Origin of the sequence: Tsukamurella hominis (assembly GCF_965137015.1) — a bacterium.
In the GTDB taxonomy this organism is placed as follows: domain Bacteria; phylum Actinomycetota; class Actinomycetes; order Mycobacteriales; family Mycobacteriaceae; genus Tsukamurella; species Tsukamurella hominis.
The window spans coordinates 114,121-139,267 of the sequence record NZ_CBCRZG010000004.1 but is presented as its reverse complement, the minus strand read 5'-3'; the positions used below and the strand labels follow the sequence as shown (position 1 = coordinate 139,267).

General features: G+C 71.6%; 13 protein-coding genes. 8 read left to right on the top strand and 5 right to left on the bottom strand.

What is annotated here, in order from left to right; genetic code table 11:
• Nucleotides 1–28 precede the first annotated feature (28 nt).
• Entirely contained in the window at nt 29–1,300 is a 1,272-nt protein-coding gene (locus ACM9LD_RS07325) for an MFS transporter (RefSeq protein WP_415676083.1), read from the top strand.
• Here the strand turns inward: ACM9LD_RS07325 and ACM9LD_RS07320 are convergent.
• The gene (locus ACM9LD_RS07320; protein WP_415676082.1) at nt 1,259–1,840 is read right to left on the bottom strand and encodes a TetR/AcrR family transcriptional regulator; all 582 of its coding nucleotides are present in this window, start codon (nt 1,838–1,840) and stop codon (nt 1,259–1,261) included. The genes ACM9LD_RS07325 and ACM9LD_RS07320 overlap by 42 nt on opposite strands.
• Nucleotides 1,841–1,931: 91 nt before the next feature.
• Between ACM9LD_RS07320 and ACM9LD_RS07315 the strand changes: the two genes are divergently transcribed.
• From ACM9LD_RS07315 to ACM9LD_RS07305, 3 genes are all read left to right on the top strand, one after another.
• Nucleotides 1,932–3,647: an FAD-binding dehydrogenase gene (locus ACM9LD_RS07315; RefSeq protein WP_415676081.1), complete on the top strand. Its 1,716-nt coding sequence runs from the start codon at nt 1,932–1,934 to the stop codon at nt 3,645–3,647.
• Entirely contained in the window at nt 3,644–4,450 is an 807-nt protein-coding gene (locus ACM9LD_RS07310) for an SDR family oxidoreductase (protein WP_415676080.1), read from the top strand. Before ACM9LD_RS07315 ends, ACM9LD_RS07310 begins: the two co-directional genes overlap by 4 nt.
• A gap of 97 nt (nt 4,451–4,547) precedes the next feature.
• Entirely contained in the window at nt 4,548–5,714 is a 1,167-nt protein-coding gene (locus tag ACM9LD_RS07305; RefSeq protein ID WP_415676079.1) for a globin domain-containing protein, read from the top strand.
• Here the strand turns inward: ACM9LD_RS07305 and ACM9LD_RS07300 are convergent.
• The gene (locus ACM9LD_RS07300) at nt 5,704–7,110 is read right to left on the bottom strand and encodes an aminotransferase-like domain-containing protein (RefSeq protein ID WP_415676078.1); all 1,407 of its coding nucleotides are present in this window, start codon (nt 7,108–7,110) and stop codon (nt 5,704–5,706) included. The genes ACM9LD_RS07305 and ACM9LD_RS07300 overlap by 11 nt on opposite strands.
• Here ACM9LD_RS07300 and ACM9LD_RS07295 point away from each other — a divergent pair.
• On the top strand, nt 7,109–8,038 hold the full coding sequence (locus ACM9LD_RS07295; protein WP_415676077.1) for a DMT family transporter: 930 nt from the start codon (nt 7,109–7,111) through the stop codon (nt 8,036–8,038). The two genes, ACM9LD_RS07300 and ACM9LD_RS07295, sit on opposite strands and share 2 nt — an antisense overlap.
• A gap of 38 nt (nt 8,039–8,076) precedes the next feature.
• Here the strand turns inward: ACM9LD_RS07295 and leuA are convergent, their stop codons facing one another.
• Nucleotides 8,077–9,945, bottom strand: coding sequence for a 2-isopropylmalate synthase (gene leuA / locus ACM9LD_RS07290; protein ID WP_415676076.1), 1,869 nt, complete (start codon nt 9,943–9,945; stop codon nt 8,077–8,079).
• 557 nt (nt 9,946–10,502) lie between these two features.
• On the opposite strand from leuA, the gene ACM9LD_RS07285 reads away from it, so the two are divergent.
• Genes ACM9LD_RS07285 through ACM9LD_RS07275 form a run of 3 tightly spaced genes read left to right on the top strand, consistent with a single transcriptional unit; the run spans nt 10,503 to nt 22,854 of the window.
• A complete protein-coding gene (locus ACM9LD_RS07285; RefSeq protein ID WP_415676075.1) occupies nt 10,503–21,764 on the top strand; it encodes an amino acid adenylation domain-containing protein in 11,262 nt (3,753 codons plus the stop codon).
• Nucleotides 21,761–22,600, top strand: coding sequence for an ABC transporter permease (locus tag ACM9LD_RS07280; RefSeq protein ID WP_415676074.1), 840 nt, complete (start codon nt 21,761–21,763; stop codon nt 22,598–22,600). Before ACM9LD_RS07285 ends, ACM9LD_RS07280 begins: the two co-directional genes overlap by 4 nt.
• A 50-nt stretch (nt 22,601–22,650) precedes the next feature.
• Complete coding sequence (locus ACM9LD_RS07275) at nt 22,651–22,854, top strand: MbtH family protein (RefSeq protein WP_224648152.1); 204 nt, start codon at nt 22,651–22,653, stop codon at nt 22,852–22,854.
• 108 nt (nt 22,855–22,962) lie between these two features.
• Here the strand turns inward: ACM9LD_RS07275 and ACM9LD_RS07270 are convergent, their stop codons facing one another.
• Together ACM9LD_RS07270 and ACM9LD_RS07265 are read right to left on the bottom strand one after the other, a co-directional pair.
• A complete protein-coding gene (locus ACM9LD_RS07270) occupies nt 22,963–24,183 on the bottom strand; it encodes a mannosyltransferase family protein (RefSeq protein ID WP_415676073.1) in 1,221 nt (406 codons plus the stop codon).
• A gap of 47 nt (nt 24,184–24,230) precedes the next feature.
• Complete coding sequence (locus ACM9LD_RS07265) at nt 24,231–25,043, bottom strand: hypothetical protein (protein WP_415676072.1); 813 nt, start codon at nt 25,041–25,043, stop codon at nt 24,231–24,233.
• Nucleotides 25,044–25,147 lie beyond the last annotated feature (104 nt).

Genomic DNA, 25,147 nt, shown 5'->3' with positions numbered 1-25,147 from the left:
GACGCCGATTCATCCCATGATTTCGGGGATGACGTCGCGTCCGCACGACCCCGCCCCCGCCGCGTTGCGGGCCGTCGGCGCCCTGACGTGCGCGGCGGCCCTCGTCACGATGGGCATCTGCCTCCGCCTGATCTTCGGCAGCTCGTCCGCCGTGCTCGACGAGATCCGCGATGCCTACGGACTCAGCGGTGCCGAGGTCGCGCTGCTCACCACCGGTCCGGTGATCTGCCTGGGCCTGTTCTCCGCGGCCGCGCCTCGCCTGGCCCGCCGGTACTCCGCGGTGGTGGTGGCGACGGTCGCCGTCGCGATGATCGCCGTCGGTAGCGCCCTACGGATCGCGCCGAGCTGGGCCGTCCTGCTGGGCGGCACCATGCTCGCGGGCGCCGGTATCGCGCTGGGGAACGTGCTCGGGCCCGTTCTCGTGCGGATCTTCTTCCCCCACCGGATCGGGCTGATGACGGGCCTGTTCACGTCGATGGTCTGCCTCTCCACCGGCTTCGCTTCGGCGCTGACTGTGCCTGGTGCCACGGTGCTCGACGGCAGCTGGCGCGGCTCGCTCGCGCTGTGGGCGATCCCGTCGCTGGTCGCCGCGGCGCTGCTCGCGACGGTGACCGTGCGGTACCTCCGCTTCCGCCGGACCGTCCCCGAGGCCGACGGTGCCGACGCGCGCGGCGCCGCCCGGACGGTGCTGCGCAGCCCCGTCGCGTGGGCGGTCACCGGGTTCATGGGCCTGCAATCGCTGCAGGCCTACGCCCTCATCGGGTGGATCCCCACCATCTACCGCGACCGCGGGATGTCTGCGGAGGCCGGCGGGGCGATGCTCGCGATCGGCGGCCTGCTCAGCGTGGTGACGGCGCTGAGCTTCCCGCAGTGGGCGGCGCGGCGCCGGGACCAGCGGATCGTCGCGGTCGCGGCCGTCGCGTTGCAGGGGATCGGCGTGTTCGGCGTCCTCGCCTTCGGGAACGGCCTCGGCGCGTGGATCGCGAACATCTTCGTCGGCTTCGGCCTGGGCGCCATGATCTCCCTGGCTGTGACGATGATGAACCTGCGCGCCGCCACCACGTCCGAGGCGGTCTCGCTCTCGGCGATGTCCCAGACCGTGGGCTACCTCCTCGCCGCCTGGGGGCCGATGCTGATGGGCATCCTGCACGGCGTGCGCGGGGATTGGACCCTCCCGCTGACCGCCCTGCTGGTGCTGCTGATTCCGCTCCTGCTGTGCGGGATCGTCGCGGGCGGCGATCGCACTGTGGCGGCGCCGTCAGCGATCGACGGCGTGCAGACCGGCCGGCAGGAACCGTAGGAGGAGCTCGCGGGCGGCGGAGGAGTCGCGGTCGACGAGGTGGGTGAGCTGGACGCCCTCGTAGAGCGCGATCGCGTACCGGGCGAGCGTCGTGGCGTCGTCAGGCCCGACGAAGCGGGCGAGTGCGGCGGACAGGCGCTCGCGGAGAACGGCGTCGCGGACGGTGAGCCGGCGCGCGGCCTCGGGGTCGCGCGCCGCGTAGATGGTGAACTCCGTCGAGAGCAGGGCCCAACGGCGTTCGTCGGGATCGTCGGGCGCGGCCGCGCGCGCGGCGTCGGCAATGGCTCCGTCCAGTGAGTCCGCTCCGTCGATCACTGCGGTGATCCGGCCGACCTGATCCTCGGCGTGCCGGTCGAACAGGGCGTAGAACAGCGCTTCCTTGCCGGAGAAGTTCGAGTAGAAGGCGCCGCGGGAGAGCTCCGCGCGGGCGCAGATCTCGTCCATCGAAGCGGCGTGGAACCCGCGCTCCGCGAACACCTCCAGCCCGGCGTCGAGGAACCTCTCGACGGTCCGCGCGCGCGTGCGCTCGCCCTTCGCCATGTTCCACCTCGAATCCGTTGACCGCGCCGATGCTCCGTGCAAGGATAGCGATAACTAGAACAATCAGTCTATTTATGGACGAGGAGGCGGCGTGAGCGAGGAACGATCGCAGGTCGCAGGGTTCGAGCCGGATGCGATCATCGTCGGCGCCGGACTCGCGGGCCTGGTGGCCGCGTACGAGCTGAGCCGGGCCGGGCGCCGCGTGCTGGTGCTCGACCAGGAGAACCGCAACAACCTGGGCGGGCAGGCGTTCTGGAGTCTGGGCGGCCTGTTCCTGGTGGACTCGCCCGAGCAGCGGCGCCTCGGCATCAAGGACTCCTTCGAGTTGGCGTGGCAGGACTGGACGGGGTCGGCGGGCTTCGACCGCGAGGACGAGGATCGTTGGCCCCGGCAGTGGGCCCGCGCCTACGTCGAGTTCGCGACGCACCGCAAGCGCGACTACCTCCGGCGCCTCGGCCTCGGCTTCACGCCCGTCGTCGGCTGGGCCGAGCGGGGTGGCGGCGCGGCCGACGGCCACGGCAACTCGGTCCCCCGCTTCCACCTCACGTGGGGCACGGGCCCCGAGGTGGTCCGCGTCTTCCGCGAGCCGGTCGAGCGCGCGGAGGCGCAGGGGCTGGTGCGCTTCGCGTTCCGGCGCCGCGTGGACGAGCTGGTGCGCGATGACGACGGGGCTGTCGTCGGCGTGCGCGGTGCGGAGCTCGAACCCACGGACCTCGAGCGCGGCATGGCGAGCTCACGGGAGACGGTGGGCGAGTTCGAGTTCCACGCTTCGACGGTGCTCGTGACCTCCGGCGGCATCGGGCACAACTTCGAACTCATGGAGAAGTACTGGCCCACGGAGCGGCTCGGCCCGTTCCCGGAGCACATGATCGCGGGCGTCCCCGCGCACGTCGACGGGCGCATGCTCGCGATCTCCGAGGCCGCGGGCGCGAACATCGTGAACCGCGACCGGGTGTGGGCGTACACCGAGGGCATTCACAACTGGGACCCGATCTGGCCCGACCACGCGATCCGCATCATCCCCGGCCCGTCGTCCCTGTGGTTCGACGCGAACGGCAACCGCTTCACGGCCCCGAACTTCCCCGGCTTCGATACGAATTCGACGATGAAGGCGATCCTCGAGACCGGTTACGACTACTCGTGGTTCGTGCTCACCGAGACGATCATCGAGAAGGAGTTCGCGCTCTCCGGTTCGGAGCAGAACCCGGACATCACCGAGAAGGACCTCAAGCTCGCACTGGGGCGGGTGAAGTCGAAGGGTGCGCCCGGCCCCGTCGAGGCGTTCAAGCAGCACGGCGAGGACTTCGTCGTTGCGGACACGCTCGAGGAACTCGTCGCCGGGATGAACGCGATCGGCCGCGGCGGGCACATCGACCTCGACCGTCTCCGCGGGCAGATCGAGGCCCGCGACCGCGAGACGGCGAACGCCTTCAGCAAGGACGCGCAGCTGCAGGCAATGCACAACGCGCGGAACTACCTGGGCGACAAGGTGGTGCGCGTCGCCAAGCCGCACCGCATCCTCGACCCCGAGCACGGCCCCCTCATCGCCGTGCGCTTGAACATCCTGTCCCGCAAGACGCTCGGCGGACTCGAGACCGACCTCTCGGCGCGCGTCCTCGGGTCCGACGGCGCGCCCGTCCCCGGCCTGTACGCTGCCGGTGAGGTCGCCGGGTTCGGCGGGGGCGGCGTGCACGGCTACAACGCCCTGGAGGGCACCTTCCTCGGCGGGTGCATCTTCTCGGGCATGACGGCGGGCCGCGCCGCGGCCGCCGCGACGGGCGATCGAATCGGAGGTGCACGGGCATGAGTGGACGGACGGCGTTGGTGACCGGAGCGACCTCCGGCATCGGCTACGAGACGGCGAAGCTGCTGGCGCAGAAGGGCTACCGGGTCCTCGGTACCAGCCGGGATCCCGAGACCATCGCCGCGGACAAGCGGATCCCCGGGGTGGAGTACCTGGCGCTGGACCTCGCGGACCGCGCGTCGGTGGCCGCGTGCGCCGCGGCCGCCGGCACCGTCGACATCGTGGTGAACAACGCGGGCGAGAGCCAGTCCGGGCCGCTCGAGGAGCTCCCCGCGGACGCGGTCGATCGCCTGTTCCAGACCAACGTCTTCGGTGCGGTGCAGCTCACCCAGCGCTTGCTGCCGGCGATGCGCCTGCGGCGCTACGGCCGGGTGATCATGGTCGGATCCATGCTCGCCAGTTTCCCCCTCGCCTACCGCGGTTCCTACGTCGCGGCGAAGGCCGCGCTCAAGGGCTTCGCCTCGGCGGCGCGGCAGGAGCTCTCGCCCTTCGGCGTGTGGGTCTCCACCGTGGAGCCGGGCTCCATCGCCACGGGGATCGGCGAGCGGCGCACCAAGTACGTCGCCGATGATTCCGTGTACCGCACGGACTTCGACACCATGATCGAGAATCTCGACGCCAACGAGCGGGCGGGTATCACGCCGGCGCAGGTGGCGCAGGTGATCGTCAAGGCGATCGAGTCCGACAAGCCGCGCGAGTTCTACGCGGTGGGTAGCAACGCGCCTCTCGTCTTCCTGCTCAAGCGTCTGGTCCCCGTCGAGGTGGTCTCCAGCATCGTCGCCCGCAGGCACGGCCTCCAGCGGTAGACGTCCCGGCTTCTCGGGACATCCGTCCCTGGCGGCGACAAGGAACTACTACATAACGTCGTAGTAGAACACTCCTGCTGCCCGAGGACCGATGCCCATGCTCACCGAAGCCCAGATCGCCGTCGTCCGCGACTCCCTGCCCGCCGTGGGCGCCGCGATCGATGAGATCACGCCGATCTTCTACCGCCGCCTGTTCGAGGCGCACCCCGACCTGGAACGCGACCTGTTCAACCGCGGCAACCAGGCGGTGGGTGCCCAGCAACGCTCGTTGGCCGCATCGATCGCGATGTACGCCTCCGCCGTCATCGATGGCGAGCTCTCCGCGCGGTCGATGCTCGAGCGGGTCGCGAACAAGCACGCCTCACTGGGCGTGGCGCCGGCGCAGTACCCGGTCGTCCACGAGCACCTGTTCGCGGCGATCGCGCAGGTGCTCGGGGACGCCGTCACGCCCGCGGTGGCGGAGGCCTGGAGCGCGCTCTACTGGCAGCTCGCCGACGAGCTGATCACCCTGGAGAAGGGGCTCTACAGTGCCGCCGGGGTGTGTCCCGAGACGGTGTGGCGCACCCTGGTCGTGGACGAGCGTCGCCAGGAGACCCCGCATACCGTCGCCTTCGTGCTCGCCGACCCGTCCGGAGATGCGCTACCCGGATTCCTTCCCGGGCAGTACATCTCGATCGCGGTCGGACTTCCCGACGGTGCGCGCCAGATCCGGCAGTACAGCCTGTCCGGCGCAGGCGAAGGCCGGTGGCGGATCGGCGTGCGGCGCGACGGCGAGGTCTCGTCGCACCTCCATGAATACGCGTTCGAAGGGGCGCGCCTGCAGGCCTCGCCGCCCTTCGGCGACATCGTGCTCGACAGCGACCCCGCCACCCCGCTGGTACTCGCGTCGGCGGGCATCGGGATCACCCCGGTCCTCGGCATGCTCCACCACCTCGCCGAGGAGGGCGGCGCGCGCCGGGTGATCGTGGCACACGCCGATCGCACCCGGGCGACCCACGCGCACCGGGCTGAGCTGAACGAGCTCGTCGGCCGCATTCCGGGCGCTGCGCTGCACACCTGGTACGACGCGCTGCCCGACGGGTACCCATTGGGCGAAGCGGAGTCCCGCGGCCGGATCGATCTGAGTGGCCTCCCCATCCCGCCCGACGCCCATGCCTACCTCTGTGGCCCGCTGCCGTTCATGACCGGCGCGGCCGCGCAACTCGAGGACGCCGGGGTCCCGCGCGAGCGGGTGTGGTTCGAGGCCTTCACGCCTACCGTGTGATCGCGGCCTGAAGGATCCGCGCCGCCTCCGGGAATCGTTCCGGCTGCGGCCCGGCGTAGGCGAGGCGCAGGTGATTGCCCGTCGGTTCCGCGGGGAACCACTCGTCTCCCGGCCCCACGACGAGGCCGTCGAGACGGCAGCGGTCCACGACCGCGTCGAGGTCCACGTCGCCCGGCAGCCGGGCCCACAGCGCGAGGCCGCCGCGCGGTACCGCGTCCACGGCCACTGCGGGCGCGTGCTCGCGCAGGGAGCGGAGCAGCAGATCGCGCCGGTCGCCCAGTTGCCGGCCGAGCCGCCGCACGTGGGTGCGCCACGCGGGCGTGGTCACCACATCGAGCGCGACGGCCTGCAGGGCTCCGCTCACGTACATCGCGTCCGCCTGGGTGTCGGCGAGGATCCGGTCCCGCGCCGGCCCGCGCGCGATGACGGCGGCCACGCGGACCGCGGGGGCCACGCTCTTGCTCAGCGACCGGACGTACACGACGTGGCCCGCGTCGTCCCGCGTCGCGAGCGGAACCGGTGCCGCGTCGATCGCGAAGTCGTGTGCGTAGTCGTCCTCGATGAGGAAGGCGCCGGCGTCCCGCACCGCGCCCAGGATCGCGCCGGCGCGCTCGGCGTCCCAGACGGCCCCCGTCGGGCTCGCGAACGCGGGCTGGGCGTAGAAGGCCCGCGCCCCGGATTCGGCGAGGACGCGCCGCACGACGTCCGGATCGGGGCCGGCCGGCCCGCTCGGTACCGGCACCACGTCGACCCCGGCCTGCTCGGCGGCGAGGATCGCGCCCCAGTAGGTCGGCGATTCCAGGACGAGGGGCCTGCCGGCGCCGACGAGGGCGCGGAAGGCTGTGAGCAGGGCTCCCTGGCTGCCCGGCGTCACCACCACATCGCGCGCCCCGACGGGGCCCACCCCCGACGGCGTGAGCGCTGCGAGCTCTTCCGCGAACCAGGATCGCAGTTCGGGGAGACCGGCGACGGGCGGACGCCCCATGAGCGATTCGCTGCGGGAGGCCCGGGTGAGCGCCTGCCGTACGAGCCGTTCGGGTAGCAGTTCGCGCGCCGGATATCCCGAGTGCAGGCCGATCGCGTCCCCGTCCGACGGCTGTAGAGCCGTGGGGGCGATGGGCGTGCGACGACCCGCGGCGCCGAGCGCCGCGGTCTGCCAACCGAGGTCGACGGGGCGTGTGGTGCGTTCGATGCGGGTGAAAGTACCTATACCAGGCCGTGTTTCGACCTCGCCCAGCGCGCTCAGAGAGCGGATGGCGTGCTGGACGGTGACGGGGCTGACCTGATGTTCGGCGACGAGTGCGCGGGTCGACGGGAGCTGCGCTCCCGGCGGGGCCGCGGCGATCCAGGCGCGCAGCGCTGTCGCGAGCCGGGCGCTACTGCTATCGTCAGACATGAAGCAACATGATAGCGCTACTCTCTATCGGGCGACGGCGATACCGGACCCGCACCCGGCGCGCGCCGGGTTGATGTGGGGCCTGCTGGGCGTTCTGGCCTTCTCCTTCACCGTTCCGTTCACCCGCGTCGCGGTGTCCGACGGCGGTCTTCCGCCCCTGTTCGTCGGTGCCGGCCGTGCGGTGATCGCCGCGCTGTTGGCCGCGGTCGCGCTACTCGTGACGCGGCAGTCGCTCCCGCGGGGGCGGCAGTGGATCCGCGTGGGGGTCGTCGCGCTCGGCGTGGTGATCGGCTTCCCGGTGCTCACGTCGTTCGCGCTGACCACCTCGTCGGCGTCCCACGGCGCCGTCGTCATTGCCGTGCTACCGGCGGCGACCGCCGTCGCTGCCGTGTGGCGAACAGGGGAGCGGCCGCCGTCGGCCTTCTGGCTGGCGGCGGCCGCGGGGGCGGTGTGCGCCGTGACCTTCGCCGTGGTGCAGGGCGGCGGGGTCGGCACGCTGCGCCTGTCCGACCTGCTGCTGTTCGGCGCGGTGATCGCCGCAGCGGTCGGCTACGCGGAGGGCGGCCTGCTCTCCCGCGAACTCGGCGCATGGCAGACGATCTCGTGGGCCCTCGTCGTGGCCGCGCCGGTGATGCTGGCGCTCACCGCCTTCGGCGCTCGCGACGGCGTGAGCGGCACGGCGCCCGCGTGGTGGTCCTTCGCGTACCTCGGCCTGGTCAGCATGTTCCTCGGCTTCTTCGCCTGGTACCGCGGGCTCGCGATCGGCCCGATGGCCACCGTGAGCCAGGTCCAGCTGGTACAGCCCGTCTTCGGGATCGCCTGGGCGGCGCTCCTTCTCGGCGAGCCGATCGGCTGGTCGACGGTGCTCGGCGGCCTGGCCGTCATCGCCGCCGCAGCCCTGGCGGTCCGCACCCGCTCGCGAATCTAGCGAGCGGGCGCACACCCACCCATCACGTCCCGGAACGCCTACGGCGCCCAGGTGCGGGTCGAGGCCTCGCCGACAGCCTCCTGCGCGGTCCGGCGGCTGCCGTTCGCGCGGTTGACCGCGGAGACCACGGCGCGGAGCGAGGCGGTGGTGATCGACGGCGCGATGCCGACGCCCCAGACGGTGCGGTCCTCGTCGCCCACACGCACGATCGCCTCGACGTACGCCGCCGCCTGGGCGTCGTCGCCCGCGGAGAGCGCGTGCTCGCTGTAGTCGAGGACCCGGACCTCGAAGCCGACGGTGCCGATCGCGTCGACGAACGCCGCGAGCGGGCCGTTGCCCTCGCCCGAGATCTCCTGCTCCTTGCCGTCGACCTTGACCACGGCGTCGATGCGGTCGACGCCACCGTCGACCTCGGACGCGGTCACCTTCTGGCGCATGCGCTCCAGCGGCAGGATCGGGTCGATGTACTCGCCGGCGAAGACGTCCCACATCTCCTTGGGCGTGACCTCGCCGCCCTCGCCGTCGGTGATCTTCTGCACCGACTGACTGAACTCGATCTGCAGGCGGCGCGGCAGCTGCAGGCCGTGGTCGGCCTTCATGATGTAGGCGACGCCGCCCTTGCCCGACTGGCTGTTGACGCGGATCACGGCCTCGTAGTTGCGGCCCACGTCCTTGGGGTCGATCGGCAGGTAGGGCACCTGCCACAGGATGTCGTCGACGTCCTTGTCGGCGTCGTCGGCGTCGACCTTCATCTGATCGAGGCCCTTGTTGATCGCGTCCTGGTGGCTGCCGGAGAACGCGGTGTACACCAGGTCGCCGCCGTAGGGGTGCCGCTCGGGCACAGGCAGCTGGTTGCAGTACTCGACGGTGCGCCGGATCTCGTCGATGTCCGAGAACGTGATCTGCGGGTCGATGCCGCGGCTGTACAGGTTCAGGCCCAGCGTGACCAAACAGACGTTGCCGGTGCGCTCGCCGTTACCGAACAGGCAGCCCTCGATCCGGTCCGCACCGGCCAGGTAGCCGAGCTCGGCCGCCGCGACGCCCTCGCCGCGGTCGTTGTGCGGGTGCAGCGACAGGATGATGCTCTCGCGGCGCGCCAGGTTGCGGCTCATCCACTCGATCGAGTCGGCGTAGACGTTCGGCGTCGCCATCTCGACGGTGGCGGGCAGGTTCAGGATGATCGGCTTCTCGGGCGTGGGCGCGATGATCTCGGTGACCGCGTCGCACACCTCCTTGGCGAAGGAGAGCTCGGTGCCGGTGTAGGACTCGGGGGAGTACTCGTAGCGCCAGGCGGTGTCCGGGTACTTCTTCTCCTCCTCGAGCACCTTGTGGGCGGCGTCGGTGGCGATCTTCTTGATCGCCGCCTTGTCGGCGCGGAACACCACGCGGCGCTGCAGCACCGAGGTCGAGTTGTAGAAGTGCACGATCACGTTCTTCGCGCCCTGGCAGGCCTCGAAGGTGCGCTCGATCAGCTCGTCGCGGCACTGCACCAGCACCTGGATCGTCACGTCGTCCGGGATGGCGCCGTCCTCGATGATCTCGCGGACGAAGTCGTAGTCGGTCTGGCTGGCGGACGGGAAGCCGACCTCGATCTCCTTGTACCCCATGCGGACCAGCAGGTCGAACATGCGGCGCTTGCGGGCCGGGCTCATGGGATCGATGAGGGCCTGGTTGCCGTCGCGCAGGTCCACGGCGCACCACAGCGGGGCGGTGGTGGCGACCTTGTCGGGCCAGGTGCGATCGGGGAGTTCGACGTGCTCGACCTCGTCGCCGAAGGAGCGGTAGCGGTGGGCGGGCATGGCGCTTCCGCGCTGCTGGTTCCACGCGGGCTGGCCCGGGTTGCGGGGGCCGGCGGGAGCGGTGATCTTCGAAACGCCGGAGGTGTAGGAATCGGCTGCAGGGCTCATGGGTCGAGGTTACTTTCTCGGGTTCACCCCTGCGAAGGGCAGGGACGGTTCGGCCGCGAGGGGCCGGGAGGACTCGACCGGCGCTGCCGCGACTGCACGGCTCAACCCGCGACGGGGAGCCGGTCTGGATCAGACCCCGCCGCGGCAACCGAGGAGAAGAGCGCGCCACTGCACGCCTCGAATGTAGCGCACCGTCGTACGCCTCCGGTACCCGCCGCAGGGAACGGCCGGGAGCGGTGTCGGGAGATCCAGCCCGGAATTCGGACATTTCGATGTGATCGAGAACACGTTTCCATGAAATCTCGATGAAGAGCGCCTGCTCAGAATTTGACAGACTGAATCGGGAGCTGGGCAAGACGGCCTTGCGAGTCGCAAATCCGCTGGATGGCGGCCCGTCGGTGAATCTTGTTGAGCGCGACCGCTGTCACCTGCGGTGTTTCTGCGACCTTCGCTCACGGAAATCCTGGTTGAAGATGTTGCAATTTCAAGCAAGGCGTCCCTACAATTCTGCGATTGCAACCGTTCTGCGTTGCGATCGTGATGTAGAGGAGAGCTTGGTGGACCACGCGGTGCACTCCCTGACCGGGGCCCAGTACGGAATGTGGCTTGGCCAGCAGATGTCCCCGGACGTCGCCTACACGGTCGCGCAGTACGTCGACATCAGTGGTCCGTTCGACGTCGAGACCATGCAGGCGGCGACTCGCGAGGCCAGCGACGAGTTCCTCTCCCCGTACGTCCGCATCGAGGTCGACGAGTCCGGCACCCCGGTCCAGTGGCTCGACCGCAGCATCGACTGCGCCGCGCAGGTCATCGACCTCGGCCTGGCGGATCTGCCCGAGGATCAGCGGATCGACGCCGCCGTCGCGTGGATGCGCGCCGAATACTCGCGGCCCATCGATCTCGCGACCGATGAACTGATCATCAACCGCCTGATCCGCGTCTCCGAGGGGCGGTGGCTCTGGTACGCCCGCGCGCACCACGCCGTCATCGACGGCTACGGCGCCTCGATCCTCCAGCGCCGCGTCGCCGAGTTGTACACGGCACGCGCCACCGGGGCCGAGGTCCCGCCCCTCAAGCCCGCTCCGCTGGCCCCCGAGGGCTTCGTGGCCGCGGAGGAGAAGTACTTCGCGTCCGCGCGCGCCGACGGCGATGCGGAGTATTGGGCGGGCGTCGTCACGACGCTGCCCGAGGCGGCGGGCCTGAGCCGCGTGGTCGCGGCACCGTCGAGCCTGAACCGGCGCCGCAACGGCGTCCCCAGCGCCGAGGCGGGCGCCCGGCTGGAGGCCGCGGCGGAGCGCCTGGGTACCAACCGCACCGGTCTGGTGATCGCCGCCTTCGGCGCCTACGTCGCCGCCGTCTCGGGCCGTGAGGAGATCTCGGTCTCCGTGCCCGTGGCCGCCCGCACCACCGCGGCCCTGCGGGGCTCGACCGGCATGACGGCCAACGTGCTGCCCGTGCCGGTGCGGGCGGGCGCCGGCGCCACCGTGTCCGACATCATCGACGGGACCGGCCTCGACCTGCGCAACGGCCTGCGGCACCAGCTCTATCCCGCCGCCCGGATGGAGGCACCCACGCTGCGCGAGGGCGTCGTGGGATCCACCTTCGGCGACACCATCAACATCATGATGTTCTCTTCGGCGATCACCCTGGGTGAGGCCGCCGGCACCCTGAACCTGCTCACTTCCGGCCCGGCCGAGGACGTGGCCGTCACCGTCTACGAGTCCGAGCAGGGCGCCCTGCGGATCGACATGGAGGCCAACCCGGCCTCATACTCCGCGGCGGACCTGGACGCGCACTTCGAGCGCTTCATGGAGTACCTCGAGCGCTTCGCGGCCGCACCGGGCGGCACGCCCCTCACCGCGCTCGATGTCGCCACCGAAGCCGAGGCTGCCGAGTGGGCCCGTTTCGGCGGCGTCGCACCTGGCGCACCCGCGGCCGCGGGGCCGTCCGTCCCGATGCCTGATCTGCTGCGCCGGGCCGCCGCCGCGCACCCGGGCCGCGTCGCCGTCATCGACGGCGACCGCAGCATCACATACGGCGAGCTGGATCAGTACAGCGATCGCCTCGCGCGCTACCTGATGACGGTCGGCGCTGCCCCTGAAGCGCGCGTTGCGCTGCGTATCCCGCGCTCGCTCGAGTCCGTGATCGCCGTCTGGGCGGTCGCGAAGACCGGCGCCGCCTTCGTGCCGATCGACCCCAAGCTGCCTGCCGAGCGCGCCGAGCACATCGCCACCGCCGCGGCCCCCGTCGCCACCCTCACGCCCGCGGACCTCGTCCGCGTGTGGGGTCCCGGCGCGAACGCCGGTGCCAGTGAAGCCGATTGGCCTGTGATCGACCTCGCGAACCCCGCCTACCTGATCTTCACCTCCGGCTCCACCGGCCGGCCGAAGGGCGTGAGCGTGACGCACGCCGGCCTGTCGAGCCTCGCCGCCGAGCTGGTCCGCTCGCACGGACTGGCCGACGGCTCGCGCGTGATGCACTTCGTGTCTCCCGGCTTCGACGCCTCGGTCCTCGAGCTGCTCATGGCCGTCGAGAGCGCCTCGGCGCTCGTCGTGGTACCGCCGGACGTCTACGGCGGCGAAGAGCTGGAAGACGTTCTCGCGCAGGGCGAGGTGAACGGCGGCTTCATCACCCCCGCAGCCGTCGCCACGCTCGACCCGGCGAAGCTGCCCGCCCTCACCTCGCTCGGCGTGGGCGGCGACACCGTGCCGCAGGCGCTCGTCGCGAAGTGGGCCGCCAAGGGGCGCACCCTCGTCAACGTCTACGGACCCACCGAGACCACCATCGCGGTCACCCTGGGCGCGCTCCAGGGCGACGAGCCCGTTCGCCTGGGCGGCCCCATCCCCGGCACGCGGCTGTACGTCCTCGACCCGTACCTGCGCCCGGCACCCGTCGGCGTCGCGGGAGAGCTGTACATCTCCGGTCCCGGCATCGCTCGGGGCTACCACGGCAACCCCCTCCTCACCGCGGAGCGGTTCGTGGCCAACCCCTTCGAGCCCGACGGCGCGCGGATGTACCGCTCCGGCGACCTGGTCCGCTGGGACGCCGACGGCACGCTCGAGTTCCTCGGCCGGGTCGACTCGCAGGTGAAGCTGCGCGGCTTCCGCATCGAGCTCGGCGAGATCGACGCCGCCGTCATGCGGGTGCCGGGCGCCGAGCGCGCCGTCACCGTCGTCCACGGCGACGACACCGCCACCGCGGAACTCGTCACCTACGTGACCGGCACGGCCGAGGTGGGCGCGATCGCAGCGAGCATCTCCGCGGAGCTGCCGGCCTACATGATCCCGGCGCACATCATCGCCATCGGCGAGTTCCCGCTCACCGTCAACGGCAAGGTCGATCACAAGCGGCTGCCGCAGCCCGAGCGCGCATCGATCGACGTGTCCGCAGGCCGCGGTCCGCAGACGGACGCCGAGCAACTCGTGGCCGCGGCGTTCGCCGAGGTGATCCCGGGCGTCGGCATCGGCGATCTCAACGTCGCCACCACCCTCTTCGACTTGGGCGGGAACTCCTTGTCCGCCACTCGCATCGCGGCGCGCCTCGGCTCCGCCACCGGCACCCGGGTGAGCGTGGCGACGGTCTTCGCCAATCCCACCGTCGAGGGCCTCGCCGCCGCGATCGGCGGCGCCCCGGTGCCCGCAGCCGCGATCGCCGCCGCGGTCGAGACCACCGCCACCGCCGATCCCGAGCCCGAGTTCGCGGCACCGTCGGACCCCGAGGAGGCGGCCGAGCTGCTTCCCGCCCAGCACCAGATGTGGGTCCGCAACCGCGTGAGTCCCGATGGCTCGTACCACATCCCGGTCGCACTGCACCTGCGCGGCGACGTGGACGTCTCCGCCATGCGCGTCGCCCTGGGCGACGTCGTGGCCCGCCACACGCCGCTGCGCACCGTGTACCGCAACGGGCCCACCGCGGGCGAGCCCGAGGTCCAGGTACTGCCCGCCGGGCCGAACCTGGTGCCCTTCACCGAGCGCTCCGTGGCGCTCGACGGGCTGATGACGGCGGCCTCGGACTACGCGGGCGAGCCCTTCGACCTCGCCGCCGACGTGCCGATCCGCGCGCGCCTCTACCGCATCGACGAGCGGCACCAGGTGCTGGTGCTGGTGATCCACCACATCGCCGCCGACGGCTGGTCGATGATGCCGCTGGCCGGCGATCTCGCCACCGCCTACGCCTCGCGGACGCGCGGCAAGGCACCGAGGTTCGCGCCGCTCCCGCGCACGTACACCGAGCACGCCCGCTCCTACAAACACCGTCTCACCGGGGCGCCGCGTCAGGCGCTCGACCGGTTCTGGGCCGACGTGCTGGCGGACCCGCCGGCCGAGTCGGTGCCGCCCGCGGCGGTGCCGCGCTCCGGCGGCGTCGTCTCCGGGGCCCGCTCCATCGACACCCGCGTCGCACCCGAGGTGTGGGCCGGGGTCGCCGGCCTCGCCCGGGCTCACACCACCACTCCGTTCATCGTGGTGCACGCGGCCCTGGCCGCGGCCATCTCGCGCCTGTCCGGCCAGAGCGACCTCGTGGTCGGTACCGCCGTCGCCGGGCGCGGCGAGGCCGAACTCGACGGCCTCGTCGGCATGTTCGTCAACTCGATCCCGCTGCGCACCCGGACCGCGAACGAGATGACCTTCGCGCAGCACCTGGCCGCCGTCAGCCACGGGGATCTCGACGCCCTCGACCACTCGGACCTGCCCTTCGAGTCGGTGCTCGAGCTCGTCGACCCGCCGCGCGCCGCCGGGCGCCACCCGATCTTCCAGGTGATGCTCAACCAGCGGCCCTTCGACACCCAGCACTTCCCGATGGCCGGCGTCGACGTCGAGGTCGTCCCCGTCGACGTGCCGATCGCCCGCTTCGATCTCGAGTTCACCCTCGGCGCCGACGGCACCATCGAGCTGCGGTACGCCTCCGAGCTGTACCGGGCCGAGCAGGCCGAGTCGATCCTCGATGCGCTCGTCGCGGTGCTCACCGCGGTGGGGCAGGATCCGCGGACCACCATCGGCGAGCTCCCGATCATGTCGGCGGACCGGCTCGCCGAGCTGACCCCGGTCCGGGGCGTGGAGGCCGACTTCCACACCCCGCTCGGCCAGCTCATGCGCGAGGCCGCCCGCACGTACGCGAACCGCCCCGCCGTGATCGACGGGCCGCGGACGCTCAGCTACCGCGAGCTCTACGCCGATGCCCGCAAGGTGGCCGCGGCGGTCCTCGCGGCCGGGTCCCGCCCCGGCGAGGCCGTGCTCACCGATCTGCCGCGCTCGGCGGAGTCCATCACCGCGTTCTGGGGCATCACCCTGGCCGGCGCCGCCGTGGCCCCGGTGGACCCCAAGTACCCCCAGGACCGCCGCGACTACATCGCGAACGATGTGCGCGCCCGCGTGGGCGTGACCGCCACCGGAACCGGTGTGGAGGGCGTGAACTGGGTCGCCATGGACAACCTGGACGGCGACGGCTACGACCCGCAGATCGTGCCGAACCTGGACGACGCCGCCTATGTCATCTACACCTCCGGCTCGACCGGCCAGCCCAAGGGCACCGTGGTCACCCATCGCGGCCTCGGCAACTTCGCCGAGGAACTGCACGTTCGCCTGCAGACCGGCGCCGACACCCGGGTGATGGCCTTCGCCTCCACCGCGTTCGACGCGACGGTCCTCGAGCACCTCCTGGCGATCCGCGTCGGCGCGCCGCTCGTCGTGGTGCCCCCGGGGACCACGGGCGGCCGCGAGCTGGAGAAGATCATCGCCGATCACGGTGTGACGCACGGCTTCCTGACGCCGTCGACGCTCGCGACCGTCAACCAGGACGCGGTCCCGTCGTGGACGCACGTCCTCGCGGGCGGCGAGGCGCTGGGCCCCGGCCTGGCGAAGAAGTGGAGCGTCGGCCGCCACCTGCACAACGGCTACGGCCCCACCGAGACCACGATCATGACCGCAATCTCCGACGCACTGTCCGGCGATGGCCGCGTGCCGATCGGCCCGCCCGTCCGCGGCCAGGGGCTGATGGTGCTCGACGAGGAGCTGCGTCCCGTGCCCGTCGGCATGCCCGGCGAGCTCTACGTGGCCGGCCCGCAGCTGGCGCGCGGCTACCATCGCCGCCCGCAGCTGACCGCGGCGCGGTTCGTCGCGAATCCCTACGGCGAGCCCGGCGACCGGATGTACCGCACGGGCGACGTGGTCCGCTGGACCCGCAGCGACAGCGGTCAGCTGATCGTCGATTTCGTGGGCCGCAACGACTTCCAGGTCAAGATCCGCGGCATCCGCATCGAGCTCGGCGAGATCGACGCGACCATCGACACGATGCCCGGCGTCGACTTCGTCTCGACCCAGGTGCGTCCGGGGCCCGACGGTGCGCCGGCCCTCGTCGCGTACGTCAAGGGCGACGTGGACCCGTCGGCGGTCCGCGCCCACGTCCGGACCCGCCTGCCCGGCTTCATGGTGCCCGCCGCGGTGATGATCATCGCCTCGGTTCCCATGGGCAACACCGGAAAGCTCGACAACGCCGCCCTGCCGGAGCCCTACTTCGGCGGCACCGGTAACGCCGCGGCGAAGCCCACCACTCCGGGCGAGAGCCGCGTCGTGGAGGCCTTCCGCAAGGTGCTCGGCAGCGATGCCATCGGCGTCGAGGACGACTTCTTCGACCTGGGCGGCAACTCGCTCTCCGCGAACGAGCTGGTCGGCCTGCTGGGCAACGGGATCGAGGCGCGCACCGTCTTCGACCTGCGCACCCCCGCCGCCATCGCGACCGCCCTCACCGGCGATCCCGACCGGATCTCCAACGAGTCCGCGCTCGAGGACCAGGGCCTGCGGCGCGTCCAGCGCGGCGATCGCATGCCGCTGTCGTCCGCGCAGGAGCGGATGTGGCTGCAGAACAAGATCGATCCGGGCCCGACCTACAACATCGGCGCGGCCTTCCTCGCGAGCCGCCCTGTCGACAAGGCCGTCCTCGACGCCGCCCTGCGCGACCTGCTCGCGCGCCACGAGAGCCTGCGCACCCGGTACCCGTCCTCCGCGGAGGGCCCGTATCAGGAGATCCTGTCTGCCGACGCGCCCGAGGTCCGCGACTTCGCCGCCGAGTTCGGCACCGCCACCTCCACTGTGGCGGGCCAGGAATCGGCGATCGCCGAGTTCGTGGCACGGCCGTTCGCGCTCAACCGCGACGTGCCGTTGCGCGTCATGACTGCGCCCACCGGCAAGGGCTCGATCCTCGCGATCGCGGTGCATCACATCGCGGCCGACGGTGCCTCCGTGGTGCCCCTGACCCGCGACCTGATGGCCGCGTACCTCGCGCGCAGCACCGGCTCCGAGCCGCAGTGGACCGAGCTGCCGCTCCAGTACGCGGACTACGCGGTGTGGCAGCGCGGCCAGGCGGAGAAGGACGCCGGCGCGGTGGAGTACTTCGCGGAGCGCCTCGCCGGTGTGCCGGAGGAGAGCTCCTTCCCGGCGGACGGCCCCCGCCCGACGATCGGTTCGACCGATGCGGGCGAGGTCGCCATCGTGCTGCCGAAGGCCGAGCGGGACGCCCTGGCGGACTTCGCCGGAAAGCGCGGCGTCTCCATGTTCATGGTGCTGCATGCCGGCCTCGCGGCGCTGCTGCATCGCGTCAACGGCGCCGACGACGTCGTCGTGGGCACGCCGGTGATCGGCCGCACCGACCGCCGCCTGCGCGACGTGGTCGGCATGTTCGTCAACACCGTGGCGCTGCGCACCGCCGTGACCGGCGACGAGACCTTCAACGCCCTCGTCGACCGGATCCGCGGCGGCGACCTCGACGATCTGGTCCATGCGACGGCGCCGTTCGAGCGGGTCATCGAGGCGCTGCAGCCCCCGCGCAGCCGCGACCGGCACCCCGTCTTCCAGGTGGTGCTGAGCCACCAGAACCTGGGCGACCCGCTCAGCGTCATCACCTCCGACGGCGGCGGGATGTTCGAACTGGAGCCGCTGCCGCTGGCCGCGGCCACCACCACCTTCGACGCCACCTTCGAGGTGCGCGAGGTAGAGGAGGGGCTCCGGTTCAACCTGCGCTACCGCACCGACCTGTACCGGCCGGGCACGGCCGAGGGCATCGTCGGACGACTCGCACGCCTGGTGACCGCGGGAGTCGCGGCCCCGGATACCCCCGTGGCGGACCTTCCGGTGCTGTTGCCCGAGGAACAGGAGCTGTTCCAGCGGGCCTCGACCACGATCGAGCCGCACACCATGGCCGAGATCCTGGCGCGGGCAGTGCGGCAGCGCCCGGGCGCCCCCGCGCTGCGCGACGGGGACCTCCACTACACCTACTCCGAGCTGGACTCGGCGGTCTCCGCTCTCGCCAACCGCCTCGCCGGGCTCGGCGTGGGTACCGGAACCCGGGTGGCCGTGTCGATCCCGCGGTCCGCCGCATCGGTCGTCGCCTTCTGGGCCGTCGCGCGCCTCGGCGCCGTGTACCTGCCCGTCGACCCGAATTACCCGACGGAGCGGATCGGCTACATCCTCGACGACGCCGAGCCCGCTGTGGGCCTGACGGTCCGCGACGCCATGGACGGCCTCCCGAAGACCGTTGACTGGGTCACCGTGGACCTCGCGCCCTCGCGCGTCCAACACCCGCCGGCCGAGGTCGCGCCCGTCGGTGTCGACGACCCGGCGTACGTCATCTACACCTCCGGCTCCACGGGCAAGCCCAAGGGCGTAGTCGTGCCGCACCGCGGCCTCGCCGCCATGGCCGACACCCTGGTCCGGCAACACGCCGTGGGCGCGGGCGCCCGGGTGCTGCACTTCGCCTCGCCCAGCTTCGACGCCTCGATCCTCGAGCTGCTGCTGGCGACCTGGTCGCGTGCCGAGCTCGTGATCGCGCCCGTCACGCTGTACGGCGGATCGCCGCTCGGCGACTTCCTGGCGGAGAACGAGGTCACCCACGCCTTCATCACGCCGGCCGCGCTGGCCACGATCCCCGATCGTGATCTGCCGCTGCTCGAGGCGCTCAGCGTGGGCGGCGACGTGCTGCAGACGGAGCTGGCGCGCCGCTGGTCCAACGGCCGCATCCTGATCAACGCCTACGGCCCGACCGAGGTGACCATCGCCGCGACCATGGGCGCCGTCGACCCCGACAACGTGGGCATCGGCAGTGCCGTGGCCGACGCGCAGCTGATGATCTGCGACGAGCGCCTGAACCTGGTGGCACCCGGCACCGTCGGAGAGCTGTACGTCGCGGGCCCCGGTGTGGCGCACGGCTACCTGGACCGCCCCGAGCTCACGGCCTCGCGGTTCGTGGCGAACCCGTACAACGATGCGCAGGGCTACAAGCGCATGTACCGCACGGGCGACCTGGTGCGCTGGCGCGCGTCCGACTCCGGCGAGCCGGTGCTCGAGTTCGTCGGGCGCAGTGACGATCAGCTCAAGGTGCGCGGCTTCCGCGTGGAGCCGGGCGAGGTCGCGGCGGCCGTCGAGAGCCACCCGGACGTGCGGCAGGCCGTCGTGGTCGTCGACCGCGGTGACGGCTCGCTCGACGCGCAGGCCGCGGCCCGCCTCGTCGCGTACTACGTGGCCGAGCGCGCCGTCACCGTCGGCGACCTCCGGGCGTGGGTCGGGGACCGCCTTCCGCGGCACATGGTCCCGGCGGTCTTCCAGGAGATCGACAGCGTGCCGGTCACGGCGCACGGGAAGACCGACGTCAAGGCTCTGCCGCCCGTCGGCACCCCGGGGTCCGGCGGGACGTCCGACGAGGCCCCGGTCTCGCCGCTCGCGGCCGTCGTGAGGCCCGCCTCGCCCCAGCAGCGCGCGGTCTCGGCGGCCAGCCTCGAGGGCGCCGTCGCGGAGATCCTCTCCGATGTCCTCGGCGTCGCCTCCCTCGGCATGGACGACGACTTCTTCGCCGTCGGCGGCACCTCGCTGCAGGCCGCGATCGCCGTCGACCGGCTGCGTGAGCGGTTCAACGCCGAGGACGCCAGCATCCGCTGGTTCTTCGAGGACGCCAAGGTCAGCACGATCGCGGCCCGGATCGCGGGCGCCCCGGCGCCGGTCTCGACCACTGCCGTGATCACCGGTGTGGCAGCGGATTCCGACACGGCCATCACCGACCCGATCCTGCCGCTGCGCGCGGGAACGCCGGGCGTCGAGCCGCTGTACTGCGTGCACCCCGCGGTCGGGCTGGCGTGGAACTATCTCGGGCTCTCGGGCGAGCTCGACCCGAGCATCCCGATCATCGGCCTGCAGGCGCCCGGCATCTCGTACCCGATGCCGCCCGCCGACTCGATCCGGGAGCTGGCGCGCACCTACGTTCGCAACATCCGCGCGAGCAGGCCGCACGGCCCGTACAGCCTGCTCGGCTGGTCCCTCGGCGGCCTCATCGCGCACGAGATGGCCGTCGAACTGCGGGAACTGGGCGAGAAGGTCAACCTGGCCCTCATGGACGCCTACCCGCTGGGCGACTACCGCGGTCCGCGCGAGGAGATGTCCATCGCGGCGCTGCTCCGCGAGTTCGTGGGCCTCGACGTCGACGACGACGCGGAGCTCAGCACCGACGACGCCCTGGACCGGCTGGCCTCGGCCGGGGGGCCGGCCCGTGAGCTCTCGCGCGGCCAGATGGAGCGGTTGCTGGCGAACTACCGGCACAACACGACGCTCGGCTACTCGCACCGCCCCCGCGAGTACGACGGCAACATGTTGGTCTTCCGCGCGACGGAGCAGACCACGGGCGGCCTCGTGCCGCAGCTGTGGCGGCCGTACGTGACCGGCCTGGTGCAGGTGCACGACATCGAGGCGACGCACAACCAGCTCGGCTCGTCGCCGGCGATCGACGAAGTCGCCCGCACCATGAACGTCTTCCTCACCGGCAATTACACGGCGGTGGTCAAGTCCAAGAGCAAGACGCTCGACGAGACCACGCCGCTGGTCAGCGTCCGTGGGCTCACCCGCAAGTACGGCCGCGGCAAGAAGGCGGTGTATGCGCTGGGCGGCGTCGACCTCGATATCGCGCCCGGCAGCGTGCACGCGCTGCTCGGCCCGAACGGCGCCGGCAAGACGACCACGGTGAAGATCATCTCGACGCTCATGAAGCCCTCCGAGGGCTCTGTGACCATCGACGGTGTGGACGCCCTGGCCGACCCGCGCCGCGCCCGGTCGATCATCGGTCTCTCGGGCCAGTACTCGGCGGTCGACGAGAACCTGACCGGCCGCGAGAACCTCGAGATGTTCGCCCGCCTCTACGGTTTCGACAAGATCTCGGCGAAGGCGCGCGCGAACGAGCTGCTCAAGCAGTTCCGGCTCACCGCCGCGGCGGACCGGGCCTCGGGCACGTACTCGGGCGGCATGCGCCGGCGTCTCGACCTGGCCGGGGCGATCATCGCCCGACCGCGCCTGGTGGTGCTCGACGAGCCGACCACCGGCCTCGATCCGCGCAGCCGCAAGGACGTGTGGGACGTGATCGCCCGGCTGAGCAAGGAGGATGGCATCTCCGTCCTGCTCACCACGCAGTACCTGGACGAGGCCGAGATCCTGGCCGACCTGGTGACGATCATCGACCAGGGCCGGATCATCCGGTCCGGCACCGTTCCCGAGCTGAAGTCGGCCGCCGCGGCGGACCTGATCCAGATCGGCCTGCGCGAGCGTGACCGCGTGACCGCCTGGCCGATCCTGGCCCGGCACGCCATCGACGGCACCGCGATCCGGGAGGCCTCCGGCCTCAGCGCGATCCGCGTGGCCGACGGCCAGCACAAGCTCGTCGCCGTGCTCAACGACCTGCGGGAGGCCGGCGTTCACGTCGAGTCGGCGATGCTCCGCGAGGCCACCCTGGACGACGTCTTCTTCGCCCTCACCGGCGAGGACGCGAACAAGACCGAGGAGAACAACGCATGACCGCGATCATCTTCCCGCGGGAGCGGGAGCCGTCGCTGGGCGGATTCCTCAGCGACTGCGCGGTGATGACCCGTCGCAACCTGACGACGCTGGTCCGGATCCCGCAGCTGCTGCTCGGCGCGACGGTACAGCCGATCATGTTCGTGCTGCTGTTCAGCTACGTCTTCGGCTCCGCGCTCGGCGGCGAGGTGGGCGGCGACCGGTACCGGGAGTTCCTGCTCGCCGGCATCCTGGTGCAGACCGTCGCGTTCAGCTCGGGCCCCACCGCGATCGGCGTGGCCTCGGACATGAAGAACGGCATCATCGACAGGTTCAGCTCACTCCCCATGTCGCGCCTCGCGGTCATGGTCGGGCGCACCACCTCCGACCTCGTGGTCAACGTGATCAGCGTGGCCGTGATGCTGCTGGTCGGCCTCGCGGTCGGCTGGCGCATGCGGGGGAGCTGGGCCGATGCCGTGGTCTCCCTGGCGGTGTTGTTCCTCTTCGGCTTCGCGATGTCGTGGCTGGGCGCCCTCATCGGCCTGTCCGTCTCGACGCCGGAATCCGCGCAGGCGCTGTGCATGATCGTCATGTTCCCGATGGCCTTCATCTCGTCGGCGTTCATCGCCTCCGGCGACCTGCCCGGCCCGCTCCGCACGATCGCCTCGTGGAACCCCGTGACCTCGATGGCGCGCTCGCTGCGGGAGGCCTTCGGCAATCCCCTGAGCCCGAAGCCCGTCGTCGACGAACCCATCAACTGGGCCGCGCAGCACGCGACCGCGTACTCGGCCCTCGTCTCCCTCGCGATGATCGCGATCATCGTGCCCCTCGCCGCCCGTGCCTACATGAAGCACTGACGGCCCACAGACCGACCGACCCACCATCCCTCCAACAAGGAGAAACGAATATGAACAACCCCTTCGACAACGAGTCCGGCGAGTTCCTCGTGCTGGTGAACGATGAGGGCCAGCACTCGCTGTGGCCCACGTTCCGCGACGCGCCGCGCGGCTGGACCGTTGCCTTCGGCGAGGGCGGCCGTTCCCGGGCGGAGTGCCTCGAGTACATCGAGTCGGCGTGGTCGGACATCCGTCCGCTCAGCCTGCGCGCCTGACCCCTTCGCACATACCGCCGCGGCCGGCGGGGCGCAGCCCCGCCTGCCCCGGTGCACGTCAGGCCCTGAGGCCGGTTCCGGAGCGCTCGACGGTGCCGTGCCCTCGTCCTACATGGCGTGCGGGTACACGCTCACCATGTGCGCGCCGTACCAGCACGTGACGGTGACGACGCCGACGCAGGTCCAGATCTGCGTGCGCTTCGCGGTCTTCGCCAACGCGATGGCGATCGGAATCAGCAGCACGAAGGCGGGCAGCAGGAGTCGCGGGCGCGACATCATGAGGCCGCCGGACCCGAGCAGCGAGATCACCACCAGCGCGCCGTACAGGGTGACCGGCCACGGCATCTTCGCGCGGACTGCGAGCACGATCAACACGACCGACGCCGCGAGCAGCGCCACCACCGACAGATCAGCGATGTCCGATCCGTTGATCAGGGTGTAGTTCACGAACTGCCACGTCTGCACGCCCAGGTCGAAGGTCGTGCCCCAGCCCTCGGTCTGGATCCGGAACCAGCCCGTGAGGCTGCCGGTGTGGTGCGCCACGATCAGCAGGTAGGTCACCCAGCCGAGCGGCGTGAGCAGCACGCACAGCGCCGCCTTGATGCGCTCGGCACCGTCGGACGAGAGGACCGCGAGGAGGGCCGCCAGCGCGACCACCCCGATGAGCACCACCGACGTGGGCCGGCAGAAGCCGGCCAGGGCCGTGCAGATCCCCGCGAGGATCCACTTGCGCTCCATGACGCCCACCAGCGCCCACCCGGCCAGCGCGCAGTAGAGGGCCTCCGTGTAGGCCATCGTCAACACGATGGACATCGGGGCGGCGGCGAACAGCACCGTCGTGAGGAGAGCGGCGCGTTCCGCCAGATGGTCGGGCACCTGGGGCATGTGCTCGACGCACAGCCGGCCCAGCCGGTAGGCGGCCACCGCGGCCGCGCAGCCCAGGATCACGTTGACCGTGAGGGCGGCGCGGTAGGCGTCGAAGCCGGGCAGCTGCGCCACAGCGCGCACCAGCATGGGGAAGCCCGGGAAGAAGGCGTAGGCCGTGTCTGCGGTGTGCTCGCCCCGCGCGTCCACGAACCGCCACGGCATGTCGTTGTAGCCGTACGTGGCGAGCCCGATCATCCACTTGCCGTCCCAGGCCGTCAGGAGATCGGCGAGGTTCTGGTTGCGGAGCTGCGCGAACCGGGCGAGGACCGCGAGCCCGATGCCGCGGATCGCGAGGTAGAGGACGATCGGGAGCCAGACGTCGCGGGTGCGGTCGAGCAGGGACGACGGTGCCGTCGCGGCTCCGGAGTCGGCGAGGTCGGGGGCGGTCGGCACGGCTTGCATCGTACCGACGGTGCCGGGCGCATCGCCCCCGCGCGCGCCGACCGATGTCACGGAGCGGCGACCCGGGTGATCGTGCAGTCGACGGTGTTCGTCCCGGACTGGGTGAACTCCTGTTCGTTGACCACGATCGTGCAGGTCACCGGTCCCGTGCCGGTGACGATGAGCGACATCCGATCGCCGATCGTCGCGGTGCCCTGCCACTCCCACGGCAGCGTCGACGCCTTCGGGATGTCGCCGCCCCGCACGCCGACGACGACGACCGCGCCCGCGCCGTTGCCGGTCGCCGATAGCTTCAGCCGCACCGTCTGGCCGGTGCCCGCGCCGGTGGTGGTCTTCGGGGCGGTGGTGAGGAAGCCGTCGGACTGGGTGGCCGGTTCGGAGGGCGGCGTCACGGCGCCGGTCGTCGGGGCGCCCGCCGTCGTCGTCGTGGCACCCGCGGAGAAGGTGACGGGCGACGCCGTCGAGGAGTCGTCGCTGCGCAGGCTCACGCCCAGGGCGACCGCGCCGGCGACGAGGACCACGGCGACGATCGAGACCAGCGCGATGATCAGGCCCTTGTTGCCCCCACCGTTGCCGCCACCCGCGCCGCCGCCGACGGGGCCGTTCCCGTACGGCGGGGGGCCGGCGGGGTACCCGCCCTGCGCCTGCCCCGGCTGACCGAAGCGCTGCGTGCCCTGCGGGCCGACGGGCTGCCCGCCCTGCGGCGCGGCGTGGCCGCCCTGCTGGGGAGCGCCGGGGTGGCCGCCCCGCGGGTACCCGCCCTGCCACTGTCGGGGCTGGGCGCCGGGCTGCCCGCCCGGCTGCCCGGCGGGGCGTCCGCCGGCGTTCGGGCCGGGGTTCTGGCCGCCGTAGGGATTCATGGGGATCTCCTGTGTTCGCGTTCCCACCGATTATCCGTGATGTCGCTGAACGACGGGTTGCGCACCGCTTGGAAGCGGTGCCCTCCGGGGCGAAGAACCCAGGT

What these genes read in the sequence shown, in the direction of transcription:
- ACM9LD_RS07280 (WP_415676074.1), top strand. Translation starts at nt 21,761, where the DNA reads ATGACCGCGATCATCTTCCCGCGGGAGCGGGAGCCGTCGCTGGGCGGA.
- ACM9LD_RS07265 (WP_415676072.1), bottom strand. Translation starts at nt 25,043, where the DNA reads ATGAATCCCTACGGCGGCCAGAACCCCGGCCCGAACGCCGGCGGACGC.
- ACM9LD_RS07305 (WP_415676079.1), top strand. Translation starts at nt 4,548, where the DNA reads ATGCTCACCGAAGCCCAGATCGCCGTCGTCCGCGACTCCCTGCCCGCC.
- ACM9LD_RS07310 (WP_415676080.1), top strand. Translation starts at nt 3,644, where the DNA reads ATGAGTGGACGGACGGCGTTGGTGACCGGAGCGACCTCCGGCATCGGC.
- ACM9LD_RS07275 (WP_224648152.1), top strand. Translation starts at nt 22,651, where the DNA reads ATGAACAACCCCTTCGACAACGAGTCCGGCGAGTTCCTCGTGCTGGTG.
- ACM9LD_RS07300 (WP_415676078.1), bottom strand. Translation starts at nt 7,110, where the DNA reads ATGTCTGACGATAGCAGTAGCGCCCGGCTCGCGACAGCGCTGCGCGCC.
- leuA (WP_415676076.1), bottom strand. Translation starts at nt 9,945, where the DNA reads ATGAGCCCTGCAGCCGATTCCTACACCTCCGGCGTTTCGAAGATCACC.
- ACM9LD_RS07270 (WP_415676073.1), bottom strand. Translation starts at nt 24,183, where the DNA reads ATGCAAGCCGTGCCGACCGCCCCCGACCTCGCCGACTCCGGAGCCGCG.
- ACM9LD_RS07295 (WP_415676077.1), top strand. Translation starts at nt 7,109, where the DNA reads ATGAAGCAACATGATAGCGCTACTCTCTATCGGGCGACGGCGATACCG.
- ACM9LD_RS07325 (WP_415676083.1), top strand. Translation starts at nt 29, where the DNA reads ATGACGTCGCGTCCGCACGACCCCGCCCCCGCCGCGTTGCGGGCCGTC.
- ACM9LD_RS07320 (WP_415676082.1), bottom strand. Translation starts at nt 1,840, where the DNA reads ATGGCGAAGGGCGAGCGCACGCGCGCGCGGACCGTCGAGAGGTTCCTC.